Origin of the sequence: Alsobacter ponti (genome assembly GCF_024294805.1) — a bacterium.
Lineage (GTDB): Bacteria > Pseudomonadota > Alphaproteobacteria > Rhizobiales > Beijerinckiaceae > Alsobacter > Alsobacter ponti.
Genome location: NZ_JANCLU010000011.1, coordinates 113,877 through 126,832, shown reverse-complemented (window position 1 = coordinate 126,832; position 12,956 = coordinate 113,877). Strand labels below are relative to the sequence as shown.

The following is a 12,956-nucleotide window of genomic DNA, read 5'->3' as shown; positions in this document are numbered from 1 at the left end:
ACGTGCGTCCGTATACTAAAGATTGCGGTTAAGTTGGAAGCGGGACCGTCCCCACGGGCCGATTTTATCCCTCGAAAAGCGTCGAATTCCCGGCTGGACCGATGCCCAGCCGGGAGCGCCACGGAACCCGGGGACCGGTCTGGCGTTGGCTGAAACAACTATTCACAGCGAAAGGGGGCGTTTTCGCGGAGGATGCAGAATTGTCGTCGATGAATGTGCCGAAAACCGTCGGACTCGCCGCCATCATCGCGTTGAGCTTCGCGACCAATGCGGACGCCGCCTTGCGAGCGCCCATTCCGGCCGGGATCGACTCCGCGGTGGTGCTGGCGCAGGCCCCGGGACAAGGACAGCCGATGTGGCGGCATGGCCAGGGCCCGCGCGGACAGGCTCCTTCCGCCACCCGACCCGCGCCGCGCCAGATGGCGCCGGGCGGACCTCCCGCCCATCGCGGCTGGCAGGGGCAACAGTCGCCGCGCGTCGCTCCCGGCCGACCGGCTCCCGAGCGCCGCTTCGTCCAGCCCGCCCCGCCTCGCGGCATCCCGCCGGACGCGACCTACCAGAGGCGGGCGGCCCCTCCGCCGCCGGCCACGGTCGAACGCCGCGACTGGCAGCGTCCCGGCGCGACTCCTCCGCGTTTCCGCCCGGATCCGAGCCAGTTCCAGCGGCGCGGCAACTGGGCGTATTACCACCACCACAGGGGATCGCGGCACTATGTGCGCGGCTGGTACCCCTACATGGGCTGGTGGTTCCCGCCCGCGGCCTTCGCGATCATCGCCTCGGAGCCGGTGTATGCCGAGCCGGCGGTGGACCCGATGGAGGAGCACTACGCGTGGTGCCATGCGCGCTATCGCTCCTATCGGGAGATCGACAACACCTTCAAACCGCGCCACGGGCCGCGGCGGGAATGCGTGTCGCCCTATTATCCCTGAGGGCCCGGTCCTTACGCCCAACCGATCACGCCCCGGCCGTCAGCCGGGGCGTCCACGCTTGGCCGTGGTCCTCGTAGACGGCGACGGTGGGCGGCGGGAAGTCCGGGTCCGCGAACGTTCCCACCGCCACGACCACGAGGCCCGGGTCGCGTTCCAGCGTCCACCACAATGTCGTCCCGCATCGGGGACAGAAGCGGAAACGCAGATCGAGGCCGCTGTCGCCCCGGCGCACGAACTCGCTCGCCTCGCCCGTAATCGTGACCTGCTTCGTCGCCCAGCGCGACTGCACGCCGAACACACTTCCGGTGCGGCGCTGGCAGGCGAAGCAATGGCAAATCGAGACGCGGACGGGTTCGCCCTCGCAGGCGGCAGTCAGCTGGCCGCAGGAACAGGCTGCGATGCGCATGGTCGGGTCTCCCGGCGAGAAACTTGGAGATGATAGGCCGCCGGCGGTGTCACGGCCGGGCGAGGACGAGGCACTTGCCGGCCGCCTCGGCGTTCGAACGCGCGCTGAGCTTGCCGATCGTGCCGGCGACGGCCAGCGCACGCGTCTTGTCCTCGACCACCGCGCGCAAATCCTTCGAGGCGACCTCGGGCGCGCTGGCGTCGTAGATCAGCCTGGCGTCCTTGGGCAGGCCGGCCGCGCAGGTCGCGGCTTGCTTCTGATCGGCGAAAGTCGTGGTGGGAAGCATGACGAGGGCGATCACAATCAGGGAACGCATGGCCGACCTCCGTTGCGCAATTTGACGCAGGCAGAATAGGCGCGGCGGAGCGATCGCTGAAATGACGTTTTTTTGGCCGTCGTCGCCGGGCGCGCCGGGGGCAGAATGCGCCGCGCGGTCCATCCCGAATTCATCAGGTCATTGAAAAGTCGACAGGATTATGGGTTCTCACGCACTCGATCAAGATTGCGAGAGGATAGACGCCGGCTTGATGGAGGTCATAAAAAGGCGGGGAAACCTAGCTTAAGATTAAGCGTCGAGTTCGGAAAATTAGATGTCCTCCGCAAGCGGTTTTCAGCGCATTGGCGTGATCAGCACACTTCCGCAGGTTCTCTGGGAGCTGGGCGTCGATCCCAACGACGTGTTCCAGAAGGCGGGGCTCTCCCGGGCGTGCATCGCCGATCCCGAGGCGTCCCTCTCGTTCGATGCCCTCGACCGTCTCTTCGATGCCGCCGTCCGCCTCACCGGATGCTCTCATCTGGGGCTGCTCGTCGGCCAAAATTCGTCCCTGGCCTACCTGGGTCTGATCGGCGAGTTGATGCGTCATGCCCCGACCGCCAGGCAGGCCTTGATCGACATGTCCGAAAACCAGCACCGCTACGTGCGGGGCGCGGTCGTCTACCTGATCGATGACGGGGAGACGACAATGTTCGGCTACGGCATCTACCAACCCGACTTCAGGAACATCGACCAGCTCATCGAGGGCGCGATCGCCGCGGGAACCCGCTTCGTCAGGGAACTTGCGCCCTCGGCACGCTTCGAGGTGTGCCTGCCACGGCCCGCGCCGGCGGGCGTTCCGATTTATGAGCGGATCCTGAAGATGCCTGTCAGGTTCGGACAGGAGCAGGCAGCTCTCGTCTTCGAGACTCCTGCGCTCGACGCTCCCGTTCCCGATGCCGATCCCGCTCGGCGGAAGATGCTCGAAGGCCTGGTCCAGGCATATTGGGCGCTCCGCGAGCCGACGACGACGGACATGCTCAGGAGAATCCTGCGCCCGCTCATTCTGACGGGGCGAGCGGATTTCGAGGGCGTGGCTGACCGGCTCGAGGTCCACCCGCGGACGCTCCACCGTCGGCTTCAGCAGGAAGGGACGACCTTCCGGAAGATCGTGGAAGAGGAGAAATTCTGCCTCGCGCGGCAACTGCTCGCGGGTACGGACGTGACCATCACGCAGCTCGCCCTCTGGCTCGGCTATTCCGAAGCCGCGGCCTTCGCCCATGCGTTCCGGCGATGGGCGGGAACGAGCGCCGCGGGGTGGCGTGACGCGGCTCGCGCGGGTGAGGTCGCCTCGGCTCACGTGGCTTAGCTCATCCGTGCTGCTACGTAGGACCGAATAATGCAATCTGTCAGAAACGATCAAGACATTGCGCAACGCCGAGAGGCAAAACTCCTTCCGAAGATCCTGACCCTTCGCAAGCGCGAACAGGACGCGGCGAGCCGAGGCGTTCGCCCGCGATGCTGTCGGTTTGCCTGGGCCCGCGAAGGAAAACGCGATGGACGCGCCAGTCAAACAGGCCCGGAAGGGCAGTGCAGCGGCAGCCTTCGAGGTCGTCGCTCTCGTGCTCCAAGGTGGCGGAGCGCTCGGTTCCTATCAGGCTGGAGTGTACGAGGCGCTCGCCAAGGCCGGCATTCACCCCAATTGGGTCGCGGGTATTTCGATCGGGGCCATCAACTCGGCCCTGATCGCCGGCAACCCCGTCGAGAAGCGCGTCGAGCGACTGCGCTCGTTCTGGGAAACGGTCAGCGAGCCGCCGCTCGGCCCGTTCGGGGTCGCGTACAATGCGGGCCTCGAAGTGCCCAGCCACGCCCTCCATCAGTGGATCAACCGCACGCGAGCTTTCGGCATCGCGACGTTGGGCGCGCCGGGCTTCTTTCAGCCCCGGTTCCCTTCACCCGCGCTGTTCCCTCCCGGAAGCTTCGACGAACTCAGCTATTACGACGTGTCGCCGCTCATCGCGACCCTCCAGAAATTGATCGATTTCGAGCTCATCAACACCGGCCCCACGCGTCTCAGCGTCGGGGCGGTCAATGTCCGGACGGGCAACTTCGTCTGCTTCGATTCAGCGGAGCAGCCCATCGATGTCCGTCACGTCATCGCCAGCGGGTCGCTGCCCCCGGGCTTCCCCGCCACGGAGATCGACGGCGAGTACTACTGGGATGGGGGCGTCGTCTCGAATACGCCGCTGGAATGGGTGCTCGGCACGCCTCCGCTGCGCAACACGCTGGCCTTCCAGGTCGATCTCTGGAGCGCTCGCGGAGACCTCCCGCGCGACTTCGTCGAGGCCGAGGTCAGGCGCAAGGATATCCAGTTCTCCAGCCGCACGCGCGAGGTGACGAGCCGTCTTCTCAACGCCCAGCGCGTCCGCCACGCCTTCCGCCGGATTCACGAGCAACTGCCGAAGCATCTTCGGGAGAGTGAGGAAGGACGCTTCCTCGCCAGCCAGGCGAACGACGCCGTCTATAACCTCGTCCATTTGATCTACCACGCGAGTTCCTACGAGGGCACGGCGAAGGACTTCGAGTTTTCGCGCCGGACCATGGAGGAACATTGGCGGGCCGGCTTCGATGCGGCCACCAAGTCCCTCTCGCACGGCGAGGTCTTCCGACGACCCACGAACCCGGAAGGCTTCGCGGTCTTCGACTTTTCGAAGTAGCGCGCGCCGCCGATCTCCATTCCGTGTCCAGGAGAGTCCCATGAAAGCCGATGACGTGCGCAGCCGCGCCTTCGCCATGCCTCTGACCAACCCCGCCTATCCCGTGGGACCGTACAGGTTCGTCGACCGGGAATACATGATCATCACCTACCGGACCGATCCGGAAAAGCTGCGCGAGGTGGTACCCGAGCCGCTGCAGATCGATCAGCCGCTCGTGAAATACGAGTTTATTCGCATGCCCGATTCAACGGGCTTCGGCGACTACTCGGAAAGCGGCCAGGTCATTCCCGTCACCTTCCAGGGACGCAAGGGCGGCTACACGCATTGCATGTTCCTGAACGATCACCCGCCGATTGCCGGTGGCCGGGAGCTCTGGGGCTTTCCCAAGAAGCTGGCGGAACCGCGTCTGGAGGTGGAGATCGACACGCTCGTCGGGGAACTCCACTTCGGCAAGATGCGCATCGCCGTCGGGACGATGGGCTACAAGCACAAGCCGGCCGACCTCGCCGCCGTGAAGGCATCGCTGGAAGCGCCGAACTTCCTGCTCAAGATCATCCCGCATGTCGACGGCACGCCGCGCATTTGCGAGATCGTCGAATACCGCCTCACCGACATCGACCTGAAAGGCGCGTGGACCGGGCCCGCGCAGCTGCAACTCTTTTCGCACGCGCTGGCGCCCCTGGCGGAGCTGCCGGTCCTCGAGGTGGTCTCGGCGGTCCACATCAAGGCCGACATCACCCTCGCCCTCGGCAAGGTCGTCCACGACTACCTCGCCTGAGCCCACTGCCATCGAAAGACAAGGAGTTCACCATGGACCTCAAGAACAGGGTGGCCATCATCACCGGCGCCGCGAGCGGGATCGGCAAGGATATCGCCGTCCGACTGGCCGCGCGCGGGGGCATCCCGGTCATCGCGGACCTGAACCTCGCCGCGGCCGAGGCGACAGCGGCCGAACTGAGGACATCCGGCGCCGATGCGTTCGCCATCGCCATGGATGTCGCCAACGAGGAGCAGGTCGAGAAGGGCGTGGCGGACACGGTCGCCCGCTACGGGAAGGTCGACATTCTGGTCAGCAATGCCGGGATTCAGATCGTCCATCCGTTCGTCGACTACCCCTATGCCGACTGGAAGAAGCTCATCGCGATCCATCTCGACGGAGCGTTCCTGACGACCAAGGCGTGTCTCAAGCACATGTACGCGGCCAAGTATGGCCGGGTGATCTACATGGGCTCGGTGCATTCCCACGAGGCGTCCAAGCTGAAGGCCGCCTACGTGACGGCCAAGCACGGCCTGCTGGGGCTCTCGCGCGTCCTGGCCAAGGAAGGCGCGGAGTACAATGTCACGGCGAACGTGGTCTGCCCCGGCTTCGTGCGCACGCCGCTTGTCGACAAGCAAATCCCCGAACAGGCCAAGCAACTCGGCATCTCCGAACAGGATGTCGTCAAGACCGTGATGCTGAAGGATACGGTCGACGGCGAGTTCACGACGACGGCGGACGTGGCCGACGCCGTGCTCTACTTCGCGGCGTCGCCCAGCAACGCGCTGACCGGGCAGTCCCTCGTGGTTAGCCACGGCTGGTACATGCAGTAAACGCGCCCGGCGCTTGCCGGGCTTTCCCCGAGCCAGCCTGACGCCTGCGCCCGCGCGCAGGTGAACGGCGCCGCTCGCTCAAAGCAGGACGATGGCGCATGGAAAAGCCTTCGGTCTCCGCCACCGACAACGGCCTGTGGGGCCCCGCTCTCGACATCCTTCGAGAGTGGGACCCGTCCTGGGCGCGCAGCGTCGAGGTTCAGAGCCTCGAGCCATGGCGCAGCGGGGTTCTGTCCCGCAAACTCGTCGAGCTGATCGGCGTGGGCCTCAACGCGGCCTGCACGAATCTGAACCGGGAGGGCCTGCAACGTCACATGCGCGCCGCGCTCGACGCCGGCGCGACACGGGGCGAAATCCTCCTCGTTCTGAAATGCGCGGCCGTGATGGCCGTCCATTCCTGCTCGCTGGGGAGCCCACTGCTGCTGGAGGAGGCCAAGGCCGCGGGCATCGCGATCGAACATGCGACCGACGCACCGACGCCGGCCTGCGACGGGATGAAGGCCGCCGGGCAATGGAACGTCGCCTGGGATCCCTTCCTGGCCCTCGATCCGGCCTGGACAGACGCCTTCATGGCCGTGGGCATCGGCGTGTACACCGACAGCAGCCTGACCGCGCGCGAGATCGAGCTGCTCAGCATCGCGGTCGACGCCTCGTTCACGCACATGTACGCCCCCGGCACGCGGCGTCACATCGCCCACGCGCTCAAGGCCGGCGCGACCCCCGCTGAAATCATGGCCGTCCTGAAGCTCTGCGTCTCGCAGGGCTATCAGGCCCTCAATCTCGGGCTGCCGATGCTCGCCGAGGAACTCGCCCGCCGCGCGGCGGAAGAGCCTTCGCCGGCGGCCGCTGCTTCCCTCTGACCACGCACGGAGGATTCTCCATGTCCGAAGCCCTTGCGCCAGCGCTCTCCAGCCAGGAACAGGCCATCGCCAGCGGCGCGAAGTCCCTCAACGGCGAGGTGACGGAGCGAGTCCTCAGGCTCTACGAAGGCATCCGCGGCTATGGCCCGCCCCGTGTCGCCCTCGAGCGCCCGGTCCTGTTCACCGAGGCGTTCAAGGCCAATGAGCGGGATCCGCTGGTGCTTCGGTGGGCCAAGGCGCTGAAGGCCTACGCCGAGAAGTCGACCGTGACCATTCTCGACGACGAGCTCATCGTGGGACGTCCGCACGACTGGCTGGGCCGCTGGGGCATGGTCTATCCGGAGCTCGACGGCGAAGTGATGCCCGCCGGCGTCGAGATGTTCCGCAAGAACAAGGGGAAGACCGGCGAAGTCATCGTCACGGACGAAGACGCGAAGATCATCAACGAGGTTCTCACGCCGTTCTGGAAGGGGCGGGACTACGCCAGCAACTTCGTCAAAAGCCTTCCCGAGGAGACACGCTTCAAGCTCTACGGGCCGGACCCGAACAACATCATCATGATGACCTGCGTGGTGATGGCGACGTCGCCCATGCGGCATTCGCAGAACTGGACGCCGGACTTCACCAAGATCCTGACGCGCGGCGTCAGGCAGATCCGGGAGGAGGCGGAAGCGAAGCTGGCCTCTCTCTCCGAGCCGCGAGACCAGATCGGCAAGCGCCCCTTCCTCGAAGCCGTCATCCTCACCTGCGAGGCGATGACCACCTGGTCGCGGCGCTATGCCGCCAAGGCGCGCGAGCTCGCCGGCGCCGCCCGAGACCCTGCCCGGGCCCGGGAGTTGCTGGACATCGCCGCAATCTGCGACTGGGTGCCCGAAAACCCCGCCCGCAGCTTCCACGAGGCGGTGCAGGCGCAATGGTGGGGGCAGCTCTTCAACCGCATCGAGCAGACCAGCAGCGCGATGGGGCAGGGGCGCATGGATCAGTATCTGTGGCCCTATTACAAGGCCGACCTCGACGCCGGCCGGATCGACAAGGCGCGCGCCATGGAGCTGTTCCAGTGCCTGTGGCTCAACATGTCGCAGGTCACGGAGATCAAGCTCAACCCGGTCGCCGCCGCCGGGACCGAGGGCTTCTCGCAATTCCCGGATGTGTGTGTCGGCGGCCAGAATTCGGACGGTCACGACGCCACGAACGAGCTGTCCTACCTCATCCTGGAGTCGATGCGGCCTCTCCAGCTGACCGCCCCGGACACCTGCGTGCGCATCCATGCGGGAACGCCCGACGCTTTCCTGCACCACGTGGTCGAGTGCATCAAGGACGGCAAGGGGTACCCCAAGCTCCTCAACGACGAGATGGTCATTCCGTTCTATCTCGCCAACGGGGCCACGCTGAAGGAGGCCCTGGACTGGAATATTTCCGGCTGCTGCGAAAACCGCCTGCCCAACCGCGAGACCAACGTCACCGCGGGCGGGGGGATCAACTACGGCTCCGTGACCGAGATGACCTTCCGCCGCGGCAGGCTGAAGGTCCTGCACGACATCCAGTTCGGCGTCGACGCGGGAGACCCCCGCGCATGGACGAGCTTCGACCAGGTGTGGGAGGCCTTCCGCGGCCAGCTGCTCCATCTGGCGCCCCACGTGCTGACGCAGCAGCACATGGCGATGAAGCTGAAGCCGTCCTATTTCGCGGCGCCCGCGACATCGATGCTGCACGACCTCGCCATGGCCGAGTGCCGGGATCTGCACACCCATGGCGAATGGTTCGAGGGGAGCATCGATCACTCCACCTTCGAGGCGATCGGCAAGGCGACGGCCATCGACAGCCTCGCCGCGGTGAAGCATCTCGTCTTCGATACGAAGGCGCTGAGCTGGGACGAGCTGCTGACGGCCCTGGAGGCCAACTGGGAGGGGCATGAGGCCACCCGCCAGATGTGCCTCGGCGCGCCGAAATACGGCAACGGGATCGCGTGGGTCGACGCGATCGGCTTCGAGATCGAGCGCGTCCTGCTCGGCTATCTCAATGCCCATCCCAAGCCGCACAACCAGGCGTTCCTGCTGCGGCAAATCCCCATCACCTTCCACGTGCCATTCGGGAAGGTGACCTGGGCGACCCCGAACGGCCGCCTGGCGGGAGAGTATCTGTCGGAGGGAATCTCCGCGTCCCACGGCATGGACGTGAAGGGCCCGACGGTGGCGCTCGCCTCCATCGCGGCGGCTCGCGACCGCAGCTTCCGGGAGAAGGGCGGCGACCTCATCAACATGAAGTTCAGCCCCGCGAACGTGGCGGGCGAGGCCGGCACGCGTCGCCTCATGCAGATCATCCGCACCTGGTCCGAACTGAAGCACTGGCACGTCCAGTTCAACATCATCAATCGCTCGACGCTGCTCGCGGCCCAGAAGGACCCCCAGAAATACAGGGACCTCGTCGTCCGCATCGCCGGCTATTCGGCCTACTTCGTCGATCTCTCTCCGATGCAGCAGGCCGAGATCATCGCACGCACCGAGGAGGCGGCCTGACAGGCCGCGAGGAGGGCACCATGGAACTCAAGGGAAAGACCGCCATCGTCACGGGCTCGGCGCGGGGCATCGGCTTCGGCATCGCCCGGGCCTTCGCCAAGGCGGAGGCGAACGTCGTCATCAGCGACATGAACCTCGACAGCGCCGCCGACGCGGCGCGCACGATCGAGTCGGAAGGCGGCGTCGCCCTGCCTTTCAAGGCCAACGTGACCGCCAGGGCCGAACTCGACGCCATGGTGGCGGCGACCGTGGCCCGGTTTGGCGCTCTCGACATTCTCGTCAACAACGCCGGGATCGAGTCGACGCCGTCGCTCCTCAAGGACATCACCGAGGAGCAATGGGACCGCGTGATCTCGGTGAACCTGAAGGGAGTGTTCCTGTGCTGTCAGGCCGTCATCCCGCAGATGGCCAAGCAGGGCGGCGGACGCATCATCAACATCAACTCGCTGGCCGGCCGGCGAATGACGTTCTTCGGGAGCGCCGACTACACGGCGTCGAAGCATGGCGGCATCGGGCTGACGCAGCACCTCGCGTGGGAGCTGGCGGACAGCCGCATCACCGTCAACGCGATCTGCCCGGGCGCGGTCCTGACGCCGCTCGCGGAGATGCACACCACCCCGGAGTATCGGGAGATGGTGACGAAGCGGCTCATTCCGCTCGGCCGCTGGTGCATGCCCGAGGATATCGCGGGGGCCGCCATCTTCCTCGCCAGCGATGCCGCCGCTCTCGTCACGGGCCAGGCCATCGACGTGGACGGCGGCGTGATGACGGGCTTCGGCGAGGACCTGCGTCCGATCATCCGCCAGCGCATGGAGGAGGAGAAGGCGAAGGCCGCCCAGAAGGCTGCGCGCGGCGCATAGCCTGAGCACGGGGGACCAGCATGGCCAAGCGAATTGCCATCACGTGCGGCGGGGGATACGTGCCCGGCCTCAACGCCGTCATCGCCGGAGCGACGCTTGCCGCCTTGCGCGCCAGCTGGGAGGTCGTCGGAGTTCACGACGGCTTCGACGGCGTCCTCTTTCCTGAAGAGTACGCCGATGGCGGGGTGATGTCCTTGGACCGCCGGGCCGCCGAGGCCCTTCCGATCGCCGGCAGCGCACTGGGGACCGGCGCCCGCCGGGATCCGTTCCGGATCCGGGCGGTGACGGCCGACAACGCCGTCAAGGAAGTGGACCGCTCGGATGAGCTGCTGGCGCGATTGAGCGAGGCCGGCGTCAAGGCCGTAATCGCCGTGGTCGGTGGCAGCGCCATCACGGGATCGCATGCCATGAGCGTCGCCTTCCGGCTGCACCGAAAGGGGTTGCCGATCGTCTGCATCCCGAAGTCGGTCGAGAACGATATCGCCGTCACGTCCCTGGCATTCGGCTACGACAGCGCCTTGGGCTATGCGACGGATGCGCTCGATCGCATCCGGGCCGCCGCGCGCGATGTCCGCCGCCTGGCCGTCGTCGAGGTGCCGGGGGCGGAAGCCGGGTGGCTCGCCCTTCAGGCCGGACTCGCCGCCCGGGCGGACGCCGTGCTGATCCCCGAAATCCCCTACGACATCCCGAGCGTCGCGCGGATGCTGCGGCGTGCAAGGGACGAGGGTCATCCCCCCTCGCTCGTGGTCGTCGCCCAGGGCGCGACGTCGCGGGAGGCGCCGGGAGAGGCCGCCGCGCCGGTGTCGGGCCTGCGCAAGAGCTTGTCGCCGCTCTCCGATCTGCGCTTCGGCGAGGGCGGGCGCGTGATCGACCGATCGGGAGCGGTCGCGGAGGCGCTTGCGCTGGAGCTGCAGCGCTCGTGCGATATCGAAACCGTGCCGCTGAACCTCGACCATCTCGTGCGGACCGGGACGCCGTCCGCTCTGGATCGGCAGCTCGGCCTCGCCTACGGGGCGGGCGCCGTGGACGCCATCGAACAGGGTCGGCCCGGAAGCGTGATGGCGTTCCAGCCGCCGCATCTCGGCAGCGTGCCGCTTGCGGAAGCGCTCAATCGCGTGCGCCGGGTGCCGCTCGACGGCGACCTCGTGCGCACCGCCGCCGCCATCGGGCTCTGCCTCGGCCATGACAAGGGAGCGGGACATGAGCGCTGAAGCCGTGAGAGGGCTCGTCCTCAATATCCAGCATTTCTGCACCGATGACGGGCCGGGTATTCGCACCAACGTCTTCCTGAAGTTCTGCTCGCTTCACTGCAAGTGGTGCTCCAATCCGGAAAGCATCGGACCAAAGCCCGAGATCGCCTATGACAGCCGCAAATGCATCGGCGCGAAGGCCTGCGGGCGTTGTTTGAAGGCGCCCGCTCCGGAAGGGGCGTTCTACGTCGTCGAGGGAGAAGACACGGTCCGGGTCAACTGGGATCTCGCCCACGAGGCCGGGGGAGAGCTGGCCGCGCTGTGCCCGGCGGGCGCGATCTCGCTCTTCGGGCGCAGCATGACCGTCGACGAAGTGCTCCAGGAAGTGGAGCAGGACGGCACGTTCTATCGCGAGTCCGGCGGCGGCATCACGCTGAGCGGCGGAGAATGCCTCCTTCAACCGGACTTCAGCGCGGCGCTGCTGCGGGAAGCCCGGAATCGGGGCATTTCCACCGCGATCGAAACCGCAGGCAACGTCCCGTGGGAGTTCATGGAGAAGGTGCTGCATCATGTCGACGTGATGCTGCACGACCACAAGCTGACCGACCCCGTCCGCCACAAGCTGTGGACCGGAGCGGACAACTCCCGCATCCTCGCGAACTTCAAGAAGGCCTACGAGACGTTTCCGGACACGAAGTTCATCGCGCGGACGCCGCTCATCCCCGGGGTCAATGACGACGAGGAGCACATTCGCGCGGTGCTGGCGTTCATTCGTCCGCACGCCAACGTGGTGGACTACCAGTTGCTGCCCTACCACCGGTTCGGCGCGTCGAAATACGGCTTTCTGGGCAAGGTCTACGAGTTGCAGGATTTCAGTCCCCCGGCCCAGGAAACGCTGGAACGGCTGCGCGCCATCATCGCGGAGTCTTTCGGCAGGGCTCCCGCGCTGTAGTGTATGAGCTTCCCATGAAGCGGTACGAGGACGGAGATCCCGGCTGATGCAGTCCCAGCCCACCGAGGCTCACTCACCTGCGCGGAACCTGAAGGAGAGGGCCCGGCATGAAGCCATCCGCTTCACGATCCTGTTCCTCTATCTCTGGGCGATGTTCCTTCTCTTCGAGCTCCACCAGTATGTCGTTCTCTCGACCTACGACATTCCGTTCGAGAGTTGGGGACTTGGCCTGGTCAACGCTCTCGTTCTGGCCAAGGTCATGGTGGTCGCCGAAAACATCCGCTTTGATTCCCCCGTGAGATCGCACCCGCTGGTCGTGCAGATCGTTCTCAAGTCGATCGCCTTCGCCATCCTGTTCATTGTCGTCGACACGCTCGAGAAAGTTCTGGTGGGGACCATCCACGGCAAGACGTTGGCCAGCAGCATCCCGCAATTCGGAAACGGCGGCATCCTGGCGCGGGTCATCGTGGGGATTATCCTGGCCGTGAGCCTGATCCCGTTTTTCGCGTTCGAGGAAGTCGGGGCCACGCTTGGGCGGGGGCAGCTCTCGGCGATCCTGCTTCGAAGGCGCGGCTCGCCTTAGTTCCACGAAGCACAAAGGCTAGGCTGAGTGGGGACAAGAATTCCTCCGCCGCTCGTGCAAGCAGTGTCCCACCACCTCGGAACATATTGAAAGATCTCGG

At 66.1% G+C, this 12,956-nt stretch carries 13 protein-coding genes; 11 read left to right on the top strand and 2 right to left on the bottom strand.

Translation table 11 applies throughout. The annotated features are described in order from the left end of the window. The first annotated feature begins 209 nt into the window (after positions 1-209). A complete protein-coding gene (locus NK718_RS12895) occupies positions 210-929 on the top strand; it encodes a BA14K family protein (RefSeq protein ID WP_254742840.1) in 720 nt (239 codons plus the stop codon). 25 nt (positions 930-954) lie between these two features. Here NK718_RS12895 and NK718_RS12890 read toward each other — a convergent pair whose 3' ends face one another. Together NK718_RS12890 and NK718_RS12885 are read right to left on the bottom strand one after the other, a co-directional pair. Then, on the bottom strand, positions 955-1,335 hold the full coding sequence (locus tag NK718_RS12890; protein ID WP_254742837.1) for a GFA family protein: 381 nt from the start codon (positions 1,333-1,335) through the stop codon (positions 955-957). A gap of 49 nt (positions 1,336-1,384) precedes the next feature. Beyond that, a complete protein-coding gene (locus NK718_RS12885; protein WP_254742834.1) occupies positions 1,385-1,651 on the bottom strand; it encodes a hypothetical protein in 267 nt (88 codons plus the stop codon). A gap of 274 nt (positions 1,652-1,925) precedes the next feature. Between NK718_RS12885 and NK718_RS12880 the strand changes: the two genes are divergently transcribed. The 10 genes from NK718_RS12880 (at position 1,926) to NK718_RS12835 (ending at position 12,856) form a co-directional block, all read left to right on the top strand. Further along, positions 1,926-2,957: an AraC family transcriptional regulator gene (locus NK718_RS12880; RefSeq protein ID WP_254742830.1), complete on the top strand. Its 1,032-nt coding sequence runs from the start codon at positions 1,926-1,928 to the stop codon at positions 2,955-2,957. A 187-nt stretch (positions 2,958-3,144) separates the two neighbouring features. Then, positions 3,145-4,305 (top strand): patatin-like phospholipase family protein, encoded by a 1,161-nt coding sequence (locus NK718_RS12875; RefSeq protein WP_254742826.1) that lies wholly within the window; start codon positions 3,145-3,147, stop codon positions 4,303-4,305. 40 nt (positions 4,306-4,345) lie between these two features. Continuing rightward, positions 4,346-5,083 (top strand): acetoacetate decarboxylase, encoded by a 738-nt coding sequence (locus NK718_RS12870; RefSeq protein WP_254742822.1) that lies wholly within the window; start codon positions 4,346-4,348, stop codon positions 5,081-5,083. A gap of 32 nt (positions 5,084-5,115) precedes the next feature. Further along, positions 5,116-5,895 (top strand): 3-hydroxybutyrate dehydrogenase, encoded by a 780-nt coding sequence (locus tag NK718_RS12865; RefSeq protein WP_254742819.1) that lies wholly within the window; start codon positions 5,116-5,118, stop codon positions 5,893-5,895. Between the two features lie 98 nt (positions 5,896-5,993). After that, positions 5,994-6,755: a carboxymuconolactone decarboxylase family protein gene (locus tag NK718_RS12860; protein WP_254742816.1), complete on the top strand. Its 762-nt coding sequence runs from the start codon at positions 5,994-5,996 to the stop codon at positions 6,753-6,755. Positions 6,756-6,775: 20 nt separating this feature from the next. Then, positions 6,776-9,271 carry a glycyl radical protein gene (locus NK718_RS12855; RefSeq protein WP_254742813.1) on the top strand — a complete coding sequence of 832 codons (2,496 nt, stop codon included), beginning with the start codon at positions 6,776-6,778 and terminating at the stop codon, positions 9,269-9,271. Positions 9,272-9,291: 20 nt separating this feature from the next. After that, positions 9,292-10,131, top strand: coding sequence for an SDR family NAD(P)-dependent oxidoreductase (locus NK718_RS12850; RefSeq protein WP_254742810.1), 840 nt, complete (start codon positions 9,292-9,294; stop codon positions 10,129-10,131). Positions 10,132-10,151: 20 nt separating this feature from the next. Continuing rightward, positions 10,152-11,342, top strand: coding sequence for a 6-phosphofructokinase (locus NK718_RS12845; RefSeq protein ID WP_256515600.1), 1,191 nt, complete (start codon positions 10,152-10,154; stop codon positions 11,340-11,342). After that, positions 11,332-12,273, top strand: coding sequence for a glycyl-radical enzyme activating protein (locus NK718_RS12840; protein WP_254742804.1), 942 nt, complete (start codon positions 11,332-11,334; stop codon positions 12,271-12,273). Before NK718_RS12845 ends, NK718_RS12840 begins: the two co-directional genes overlap by 11 nt. Before the next feature lie 46 nt (positions 12,274-12,319). Next, positions 12,320-12,856 (top strand): hypothetical protein, encoded by a 537-nt coding sequence (locus NK718_RS12835; protein WP_254742801.1) that lies wholly within the window; start codon positions 12,320-12,322, stop codon positions 12,854-12,856. Positions 12,857-12,956 lie beyond the last annotated feature (100 nt).

Coding starts and splice junctions, on each gene's coding strand:
- NK718_RS12895 (WP_254742840.1), top strand. CDS start 210: ATGAATGTGCCGAAAACCGTCGGACTCGCCGCCATCATCGCGTTGAGC.
- NK718_RS12890 (WP_254742837.1), bottom strand. CDS start 1,335: ATGCGCATCGCAGCCTGTTCCTGCGGCCAGCTGACTGCCGCCTGCGAG.
- NK718_RS12885 (WP_254742834.1), bottom strand. CDS start 1,651: ATGCGTTCCCTGATTGTGATCGCCCTCGTCATGCTTCCCACCACGACT.
- NK718_RS12880 (WP_254742830.1), top strand. CDS start 1,926: ATGTCCTCCGCAAGCGGTTTTCAGCGCATTGGCGTGATCAGCACACTT.
- NK718_RS12875 (WP_254742826.1), top strand. CDS start 3,145: ATGGACGCGCCAGTCAAACAGGCCCGGAAGGGCAGTGCAGCGGCAGCC.
- NK718_RS12870 (WP_254742822.1), top strand. CDS start 4,346: ATGAAAGCCGATGACGTGCGCAGCCGCGCCTTCGCCATGCCTCTGACC.
- NK718_RS12865 (WP_254742819.1), top strand. CDS start 5,116: ATGGACCTCAAGAACAGGGTGGCCATCATCACCGGCGCCGCGAGCGGG.
- NK718_RS12860 (WP_254742816.1), top strand. CDS start 5,994: ATGGAAAAGCCTTCGGTCTCCGCCACCGACAACGGCCTGTGGGGCCCC.
- NK718_RS12855 (WP_254742813.1), top strand. CDS start 6,776: ATGTCCGAAGCCCTTGCGCCAGCGCTCTCCAGCCAGGAACAGGCCATC.
- NK718_RS12850 (WP_254742810.1), top strand. CDS start 9,292: ATGGAACTCAAGGGAAAGACCGCCATCGTCACGGGCTCGGCGCGGGGC.
- NK718_RS12845 (WP_256515600.1), top strand. CDS start 10,152: ATGGCCAAGCGAATTGCCATCACGTGCGGCGGGGGATACGTGCCCGGC.
- NK718_RS12840 (WP_254742804.1), top strand. CDS start 11,332: ATGAGCGCTGAAGCCGTGAGAGGGCTCGTCCTCAATATCCAGCATTTC.
- NK718_RS12835 (WP_254742801.1), top strand. CDS start 12,320: ATGCAGTCCCAGCCCACCGAGGCTCACTCACCTGCGCGGAACCTGAAG.